Here is an 8,875-nt window from a genome sequence, read left to right on the forward strand (position 1 = left end):
TCACTCGGATTCCAGCTCGATGTCGATACCCAACGAGCGGATTTCCTTGACAAGAACGTTGAAGGATTCAGGCATGCCCGGCTCCATACGATGATCGCCATCGACAATGTTCTTGTACATCTTGGTCCGACCGTTTACGTCGTCAGACTTGACGGTGAGCATTTCCTGCAGGGTATAGGCGGCACCGTATGCCTCCAGAGCCCAGACTTCCATCTCACCGAAGCGCTGACCACCGAACTGAGCCTTACCACCCAGCGGCTGCTGGGTAACCAGGCTGTAAGAGCCGGTAGAACGAGCGTGCATCTTGTCGTCGATCAGGTGGTTCAGCTTGAGAATGTACATATAGCCAACAGTTACCGGACGATCAAACGCATCGCCGGTACGGCCGTCATAGAGCTTGGTCTGACCGGTAGTATCCAGGCCAGCCAACTCAAGCATTCTCTTCACCTCGGCTTCCTTGGCACCATCGAAGACCGGTGTTGCCATGGGAACGCCACCACGCAGGTTGTTGCACAGCTCGAAAATCTCTTTGTCAGTCAGACTGTCAAGGTCAACCTTGAACACTTCGTCCGAATGATTGTAGATCTCGTCCAGCAACTTGCGAAGCTCAGCCACCTTGCGCTGCTCATCAAGCATGCGGCTGATCCGCTCACCCAGGCCTTTAGCCGCAGCACCCAGATGAGTTTCAAGCACCTGACCAACGTTCATCCGCGACGGTACACCGAGCGGGTTCAGAACGATATCGACGGTATTGCCAAACTCGTCGTAGGGCATGTCTTCAATCGGCATAACCGCAGAGATAACACCCTTGTTACCATGACGGCCAGCCATCTTGTCGCCCGGCTGAATACGACGCTTGATTGCCAGGTAAACCTTAACAATCTTGAGTACGCCAGGAGCCAGATCATCGCCCTGCTGAAGCTTGCCCTTCTTGTCGTCAAAGCGAGCTTCGTGCTCTTTCTTGCGATCCTCGAGGCCCTGCTCGGATTTCTCCAGCAACTCGTTCAAAGCTTCGTCTTTCATGCGCAGCTTGAACCAGTCGGCTCGCGGCAGTTCCGCCAGGTAGGCTTCTTCCAGCTTCGCACCCTTTTTCAGGCCAGGACCACTGATCACTTCCTGACCTTTCAGAGCGGCCATCAGACGCTCGAACGTCGCACCTTCAACAATGCGGTACTCGTCTTTCAGGTCCTTACGGTACTTGTCCAGCTGCTCTTTCTCGATCGAAAGCGCTCGGGCATCTTTCTCGATACCGTCACGGGTGAAGACCTGAACGTCAATGACCGTACCACGGGTACCGGTCGGCACACGCTGAGATGTGTCCTTAACGTCAGACGCTTTTTCACCAAAGATGGCACGCAGAAGCTTCTCTTCCGGGGTCAGCTGGGTTTCGCCTTTCGGCGTTACCTTACCAACCAGAATGTCGCCGGGGCCCACTTCAGCGCCGATGTAGACAATGCCAGACTCATCCAGCTTGGACAGTGCGCTTTCACCCACGTTCGGAATATCTGCGGTGATTTCTTCGCTGCCCAGCTTGGTATCACGAGCCACACAGGTCAGTTCCTGAATGTGGATGGTGGTCAGACGGTCTTCCTGAACCACTTTCTCGGAGATGAGAATGGAGTCCTCAAAGTTGTAACCGTTCCAGGGCATGAACGCGATGCGCATGTTCTGACCCAGAGCCAGCTCACCCAGATCCACAGAAGGACCATCCGCCAACACATCGCCACGGGCAATCACGTCACCCTGACGCACGATAGAACGCTGGTTGATACAGGTGTTCTGGTTGGAGCGGGTGTACTTGGTGAGGTTATAGATATCCACACCTGCATCACCGGCTTCGGTTTCTTCGTTGTTGACGCGAACCACGATACGGGCCGCATCCACGCTTTCGATCACGCCACCGCGACGCGCGGTTACACACACGCCAGAGTCCTGAGCCACCGTGCGCTCAACACCGGTACCCACCAGCGGCACCTGCGACTTCAGGGTCGGGACCGCCTGGCGCTGCATGTTCGCACCCATCAGGGCCCGGTTGGCATCGTCGTGCTCCAGGAACGGGATCAGAGACGCCGCGACCGACACAACCTGGCGCGGAGATACGTCCATGAAGTTAACCGCTTCCGGAGGCGCTACGGTAAATTCGTTCTGGTGACGCACTGTAACCAGCTCATCAGTCAGACGCTTGCCTTCATCGGTAGCAGCGCTGGCCTGGGCGATCACGTAGTTGCTCTCTTCAATCGCAGAGAGGTAAACCACCTCGTCGGTCACCACACCATCGACCACCTTCCGGTACGGACTCTCAAGGAAGCCGTAGGAGTTGGACCGGGCGTAGGTTGCCAGCGAGTTGATCAGACCGATGTTCGGGCCTTCCGGAGTCTCGATCGGGCACACACGGCCGTAGTGGGTCGGATGTACGTCACGGACTTCGAAGCCGGCGCGTTCACGGGTCAGACCACCTGGGCCCAACGCAGAAATACGACGCTTGTGGGTAACCTCGGACAGCGGGTTGTTCTGATCCATGAACTGGGACAGCTGGCTGGAGCCAAAGAACTCTTTCACAGCGGCCGCAACCGGCTTGGCGTTGATCAGGTCCTGCGGCATCAGGCCTTCGCTTTCGGCGAGACTCAGACGCTCACGCACTGCACGCTCAACACGCACCAGACCAACACGGAACTGGTTTTCGGCCATTTCACCCACGCAACGCACACGACGGTTGCCCAGGTTATCAATGTCGTCCACCTGGCCCTGGCCGTTACGGATGGCAATCAAGGTCTTCAGTACGTCGATGATATCGTCGTGCGTCAGCGTACCTTCGCCGGTGCTTTCTTCCCGGCCCAGGCGACGATTCAGTTTCATCCGGCCAACGGCGGACAGATCGTAACGCTCTTCGGAGAAGAACAGGTTGTTAAACAGATTCTCCGCAGATTCCTTGGTAGGCGGTTCGCCCGGGCGCATCATGCGGTAGATTTCCACCAACGCTTCGAGCGGGGTGCGGGTCGGGTCGATACGCAGGGTATCCGACATGAACGGACCGCAATCCAGGTCGTTGGTGTACAGGGTTTCGATGTCTTTAACACCGGCATCGAGGATCTTGGTAACCACTTCCTCGGTCAGTTCGGTGTTGCATTCCACCAGCACTTCGCCGGTAGACTGATCGATCATGTCCTTGGCCAGGACACGACCGTAGAGATACTCGGTCGGTACTTCCAGCTCGGTGATACCGGCTTTTTCCAGCTGCTTGATGTGACGGGCAGTGATCCGGCGGCCTTCTTCAACAATCACGTTGCCGTCATTGTCTTTGATGTCGAAGGTTGCGATATCGCCACGCAGACGGCTTGGTACCAGCTCCAGCTTGCACACTTCCGCGCCCAGGCTGAACTTACTGGTTTCGAAGAACATCTCGAGCATTTGCTCGGAGGTGTAGCCCAGGCCACGCAACAGAATGGAGGCCGGCAGCTTACGACGGCGGTCGATACGAACGAAGACGGCGTCCTTCGGATCGAACTCGAAGTCCAGCCAGGAGCCACGGTAAGGAATCACCCGGGCTGAGTACAACAGCTTGCCGGAGGAATGGGTCTTACCCTTGTCGTGATCGAAGAACACACCAGGTGAACGGTGGAGCTGGGAAACAATAACGCGCTCGGTACCGTTAACAACAAAGGTACCGTTCTCGGTCATCAGGGGCATTTCGCCCATGTAGACTTCTTGCTCTTTGATGTCCTTGATCGCCTTGTTAGACGATTCCTTATCATAAATGATCAGGCGGACCTTCACCCGTAGCGGCGCGGCGTAAGTTACGCCCCTGAGCTGACATTCCTTGACGTCAAAGACTGGCTCGCCGATTCGGTAGCTCACATACTCGAGCGCGGCGTTGCCAGAATAACTGACGATCGGGAATACGGATTTGAATGCTGCATGAAGACCAGTTTCCCGGCGGTCTTCAGGCGCAGTTTCCATTTGGAGGTAGTCCCGGAACGAATCCAGCTGAATTGACAGCAAATAGGGGACTTCCATCACGGAAGGCAATTTACTAAAGTCTTTGCGAATCCGCTTTTTCTCAGTGTAGGAGTAAGTCATCTGCATTCCCCAGCTTTAGACCTGATACCTGGTATCAAGAAGCAATCAAATGTTCTGCTTCGGGGCCGAGTTGCTCGGCTTATCGCGCCGTCTTGAACAAGACTCTGGCTGTAGGTTATAGATCTGACATCAACCTGCAATTGCACACCAGACTCTATAGCATATACAACAGAAAAAGGCCGGTGGCACGAAGCCACCAGCCCGTCCATGCTTAACGCACGGTGTCGATCAACAGCCGACTCTTACTTGAGCTCAACAGAAGCGCCTGCTTCCTCAAGCTTCTTCTTGGCTTCTTCAGCCTCGTCCTTGCTTGCGCCTTCCTTAACAGTAGAAGGTGCGCCGTCAACCATTTCCTTGGCTTCTTTCAGACCCAGACCAGTCAGTTCACGAACGGCCTTGATAACGTTTACTTTCTTCTCGCCAGCGCCGGTCAGAACTACGTCGAACTCGGTCTTCTCTTCGGCGGCTTCGCCAGCAGCGGCAGCAGCCGGAGCGGCAGCAACAGCGGCAGCAGCAGAAACGTTAAACTTCTCTTCCATTGCTTCTACGAGCTCAACAACTTCCATTACGCTCATTTCAGCAATTGCATTCAAAATATCGTCTTTAGACAGAGCCATGACTTTCTCCCAAAAATGTAAAAAATGGTGTTCAACAGAATCAAGCAGCGTCTTGCTTCTGATCCCGGACTGCAGCTACAACACGTGTGATCCTGCCCGGAATATCGTTCAGGGTACGTGCAAGCTTGGTAACTGGTGCCTGTGTAACAATGGCCAGCTTGGTCAACGCTTCGTGCAGCGTCGGCAGCGTAGCCAGGCGATCAATCTGTTCTGCACCCATCAGCTCACCGCCGACAGCCAGACCCTTGATTTCGAACGCCTCTTTCTCTTTGGCAAAATCCTTCAGCAGGCGCGCAGCGGCACCCGGATCTTCCATTGAGAAAGCCAGAATGGTAGGACCAACCAGCGCCGGATCAATGCACTCGAACTCGGTACCACGAATCGCGATCTTTGCCAGGTTGTTACGAACAACCTTCAGACGCACGTTTTCGGCACGAGCCTTGGCACGCAGCGCCGTCATGTCACCTGAGGTGACACCACGGTAGTCAGCCAAAACCACAGACAGAGCAGTACCAGCAGTCTCGTTGACTTCAGCGACGATCGCTTTCTTGTCTTCGAGTCTAATTGCCACTGGTTTTCTCCTCGATTTCGCCGGCTTATGCCAGCAAACCCATCTATGTCCCTCGCGGGACGCCTAACGGTGTTTGGGTTCAGAGAGAACGTCGTCACACCGTCTGCGCAGGCGTTGCTTTAACCCTTGAGGCGCCCTTCAAAAGGGCGCTGCGGGGGCCTGCGGTCTTTGACAGCCTTGGCTTCCGCCCAGACTACAAAGTAACTACCGCTCAGAGCCTCAGATGCTCAGAGTACCCTGATCGATAGTCAGGCCAGGACCCATCGTGGAAGAAATGGTGATCTTCTTCAGATACACACCCTTCGACGATGCAGGCTTGGCCTTTTTCAGATCTGCCACCAGAGCTTCAAGATTTTCCTTGATGTTCTGCGCAGAGAATTCAACGTTACCCAGCGGAGCGTGGATAATGCCGTTTTTATCAGTACGGTAACGAACCTGGCCGGCTTTGGCGTTCTTGACCGCAGTCTCAACGTCTGCAGTTACAGTACCAACCTTCGGGTTCGGCATCAGGCCGCGGGGACCCAGGATCTGGCCCAGCTGACCAACAACACGCATGGCATCCGGAGTGGCAATAACCACGTCGAAGTCCATATTGCCTTTCTTCACTTCGTCAGCCAGATCGTCCATACCTACCACGTCTGCACCGGCAGCAGTGGCTTTCTCGGCATTGGCACCCTGAGTGAACACAGCTACACGAACAGTCTTGCCAGTACCGTGCGGCAGAACAGTGCTGCTACGTACGACCTGGTCAGATTTACGCGCATCAACACCAAGGTTAACGGCTACGTCTACAGACTCTTTGAACTTGACGTTCTGGCCCAGCTCGGCCAACAGTGCTACCGCTTCATCAACCGAGTAGGCACGGGTAGAGTCTACTTTTTCACGAATCAGCTTCTGACGCTTGCTCAGCTTTGCCATCTTACAGACCCTCCACGTTCAGGCCCATGCTGCGGGCAGTTCCGGCAATGGTACGAACCGCTGCTTCCATATCGGCAGCAGTCAGATCCGGCTCTTTGGTCTTGGCAATTTCTTCCAGCTGAGCACGGGTTACCGTACCCACTTTGTCCGTGTTAGGACGACCGGAACCGCTCTTGATGCCAGCCGCTTTTTTCAGCAGCACCGGCGCCGGCGGGGTCTTGGTAATAAAGGTAAAGCTGCGATCACTGTATACAGTGATGACAGTCGGAATCGGCAAGCCCGGCTCCATGCCTTGAGTCTTGGCATTGAAGGCCTTACAGAATTCCATGATGTTTACGCCGCGCTGACCCAGGGCCGGACCAACGGGGGGACTCGGGTTGGCCTGACCGGCAGCAACCTGAAGCTTGATATAGGCTTCAATTTTCTTTGCCATGATAGTTCTCCTGTGGGTTCTGACGCCTTTCGGCTCCCCGTTTATATAACTGCCTTCAGCAGACACAAAAAGCCCGCGTCGCCGTGGCGCGCGAGCTCTCAGGTTTTCAGGCTACGCTCAGTCTTTCTCGACCTGACCAAACTCCAGCTCTACCGGAGTTGAACGGCCAAAGATCAGGACCGCAACCTTAACTCGACTCTTCTCGTAGTCGACTTCCTCAACAACGCCATTGAAGTCTGCAAACGGACCTTCAACAACGCGCACAATCTCACCCGGCTCGAACAAGGTCTTCGGCTTGGGCTTGTCAGCACCGCTTTCTACACGACGCAGGATTGCCTCAGCCTCGCGTTCGGTAATAGGTGCAGGCTTGTCCTTGGTACCACCAATGAAGCCGAGTACCCGAGGAGTATTCTTGACAAGATGCCATGAGGCATCATCCATTTCCATCTGGACCAATACGTACCCGGGATAGAACTTGCGCTCGCTCTTGCGCTTCTTGCCATCGCGCATTTCGACGACTTCCTCGGTCGGAACCAGGATCTCGCCAAACTTGTCTTCCATGCCTTCGAGCGCCACACGCTCCTTCAGAGTGCGCATTACGTGCTTTTCAAAGCCAGAATACGCATGAACGACGTACCAGCGTTTAGCCATTGCCCACTCCCGTTAGCCGATGAAGCCGGCGACCAGCCAGCTGATCAGCGAATCCATACCCCACAAGATCAGAGCCACAACCAGAACAAACACCACAACAATAATCGTGGTCTGAACCAGCTCAGGCCTGGTGGGCCAGACGACTTTCCGGATCTCTACGCGTGCTTCCTTCAACAGGGTGGCAAAACGACGGCCACGCTCGGTCTGCAGCGCAACAAATGCAGCAACAAGACCCAGCCCAACAAGAGCCAGAACCCGATACAGCACAGACTCGGCACTGAAATACTGATTACCAACCACACCAACGGCAATCAGAACAAAAACAACCAGCCATTTCAGAGCATCGAAACGGCTGGTCGACTGAACGGCTTTTGACTCCATAGGAATCAGCTTATGTATCCGGATGTTGAAAAATGGCAGGCCAGGAGGGAATCGAACCCCCAACCTGCGGTTTTGGAGACCGCTGCTCTGCCAATTGAGCTACTGGCCTGCACCGAAACAACTCAGCGCAACAACAAACGAGTAACCCGAAGGTTACTCGATGATCTTGGCGACCACGCCGGCACCAACGGTACGACCACCTTCGCGAATCGCGAAGCGCAGGCCATCTTCCATGGCGATCGGAGCGATCAGGGTGACGGTCATTTTCACGTTGTCACCCGGCATTACCATTTCTACGCCTTCCGGCAGTTCGCAAGAACCGGTCACGTCAGTGGTCCGGAAGTAGAACTGCGGACGGTAGCCCTTGAAGAACGGAGTATGACGACCACCTTCTTCTTTGGACAGTACGTACACTTCACACTCGAACTTGGTGTGCGGCTTGATGGAGCCCGGCACACACAGAACCTGACCACGCTCAACGTCGTCACGCTTGGTACCACGCAGCAGAACACCAACGTTCTCGCCGGCACGACCTTCGTCCAGCAGCTTGCGGAACATCTCAACACCGGTACAGGTGGTCTTGGTGGTGTCGCGGATACCCACGATTTCCACTTCGTCACCAACCTTGATGATGCCACGCTCAACACGACCAGTTACTACGGTACCACGACCAGAGATGGAGAATACGTCCTCGATCGGCATCAGGAACGGCTGATCGATCGCACGCTCCGGCTCAGGGATGTAGTCGTCCAGGGCTTCTACCAGCTTCTTGACAGCGGTAGTACCCATTTCGTTGTCGTCTTTGCCTTCCAGCGCCATCAGGGCAGAACCGGTGATGATCGGAGTGTCGTCACCCGGGAAGTCGTACTGGCTCAGCAGGTCACGAACTTCCATCTCAACCAGCTCCAGCAGCTCCTCGTCGTCTACCATGTCGGCCTTGTTCAGGAACACGACAATGAAAGGAACGCCAACCTGACGGGACAGCAGGATGTGCTCACGAGTCTGCGGCATGGGGCCGTCAGCTGCGGAGCAAACCAGGATCGCACCGTCCATCTGTGCCGCACCAGTGATCATGTTCTTCACATAGTCAGCGTGGCCCGGGCAGTCTACGTGGGCGTAGTGACGGGTCGGAGAATCGTACTCTACGTGAGAGGTCGCGATGGTAATACCACGCGCACGCTCTTCCGGTGCGTTATCGATCTGATCGAAAGCACGGCTCTCGCCAGT

8 protein-coding genes and 1 tRNA gene are annotated in these 8,875 nt (G+C 55.3%); all 9 read right to left on the bottom strand.

Going from position 1 to position 8,875, the window contains the following annotated elements; genetic code table 11:
• A complete protein-coding gene (gene rpoB, locus C7436_RS17445) occupies positions 1 to 4,077 on the bottom strand; it encodes a DNA-directed RNA polymerase subunit beta (protein ID WP_011784241.1) in 4,077 nt (1,358 codons plus the stop codon).
• A gap of 242 nt (positions 4,078 to 4,319) precedes the next feature.
• On the bottom strand, positions 4,320 to 4,694 hold the full coding sequence (gene rplL, locus C7436_RS17450) for a 50S ribosomal protein L7/L12 (RefSeq protein WP_011784240.1): 375 nt from the start codon (positions 4,692 to 4,694) through the stop codon (positions 4,320 to 4,322).
• Positions 4,695 to 4,734: 40 nt separating this feature from the next.
• Entirely contained in the window at positions 4,735 to 5,265 is a 531-nt protein-coding gene (gene rplJ, locus C7436_RS17455) for a 50S ribosomal protein L10 (RefSeq protein ID WP_014420483.1), read from the bottom strand.
• Positions 5,266 to 5,484: 219 nt separating this feature from the next.
• A complete protein-coding gene (rplA, locus tag C7436_RS17460) occupies positions 5,485 to 6,183 on the bottom strand; it encodes a 50S ribosomal protein L1 (RefSeq protein ID WP_011784238.1) in 699 nt (232 codons plus the stop codon).
• Position 6,184: 1 nt separating this feature from the next.
• On the bottom strand, positions 6,185 to 6,616 hold the full coding sequence (gene rplK / locus C7436_RS17465; RefSeq protein ID WP_011784237.1) for a 50S ribosomal protein L11: 432 nt from the start codon (positions 6,614 to 6,616) through the stop codon (positions 6,185 to 6,187).
• Between the two features lie 117 nt (positions 6,617 to 6,733).
• Positions 6,734 to 7,267, bottom strand: coding sequence for a transcription termination/antitermination protein NusG (nusG, locus tag C7436_RS17470; RefSeq protein WP_011784236.1), 534 nt, complete (start codon positions 7,265 to 7,267; stop codon positions 6,734 to 6,736).
• Between the two features lie 12 nt (positions 7,268 to 7,279).
• Positions 7,280 to 7,648 (bottom strand): preprotein translocase subunit SecE, encoded by a 369-nt coding sequence (gene secE / locus C7436_RS17475; RefSeq protein WP_011784235.1) that lies wholly within the window; start codon positions 7,646 to 7,648, stop codon positions 7,280 to 7,282.
• 33 nt (positions 7,649 to 7,681) lie between these two features.
• Positions 7,682 to 7,757 (bottom strand) — tRNA-Trp (locus C7436_RS17480).
• A gap of 44 nt (positions 7,758 to 7,801) precedes the next feature.
• A partial coding sequence (gene tuf, locus C7436_RS17485; protein WP_121208604.1) for an elongation factor Tu occupies positions 7,802 to 8,875 on the bottom strand: 1,074 nt, incomplete at its 5' end.

Origin of the sequence: Marinobacter nauticus (assembly GCF_003634635.1) — a bacterium.
GTDB lineage: Bacteria > Pseudomonadota > Gammaproteobacteria > Pseudomonadales > Oleiphilaceae > Marinobacter > Marinobacter nauticus.